This is a genomic window from Micromonospora sp. BL1 (assembly GCF_003667485.1).
Taxonomy (GTDB): Bacteria; Actinomycetota; Actinomycetes; order Mycobacteriales; family Micromonosporaceae; genus Micromonospora; species Micromonospora tulbaghiae.
Window position 1 is genome coordinate 1 of the sequence record NZ_RCVK01000014.1, and the last position, 422, is coordinate 422.

1 pseudogene is annotated in these 422 nt (G+C 48.6%); it reads right to left on the minus strand.

Annotation, left to right across the window (positions count from 1 at the left end):
- Nucleotides 1-422 (minus strand): annotated as a pseudogene (locus tag EAD96_RS00040) (translation initiation factor IF-2); the annotation flags it as partial.

Here is a 422-nt window from a genome sequence, read left to right on the forward strand (position 1 = left end):
GATTTAATCACTTCACGAACCTTAACTGCCATTTTCGCAGCTAAGTCAGCAACGACAATCGTTTCACCGATTTCAACATCGTAAACCTGTTTTTTCACAGGTTTTTCGAAGCCGTGCTTGTTGCCTTGACTGGTTTTTAAACCGCGCTTAGGCTGTTTGCTGAAGCTTTGCTCTTCCTGACCACGACGACCACCTTTTTTCGGTGCACGCGCGCTCGGCGTATTCGTACCACGTTTGATTTCGCGGTCTTCTTTCGCAAATGAGTCTTCATATGCCTGACCAACAAGACCGGCAGCCAGAGGAGAATCATCAACAACACGAATCGTTGCAGCAGTATCTTCCGCGGTGTACTTAGACGCCATTTGACGCATTTGTTCAAGCGTACGTTGCTGCGCTTCTTCAGCCGCTTTACGACGTGCTGC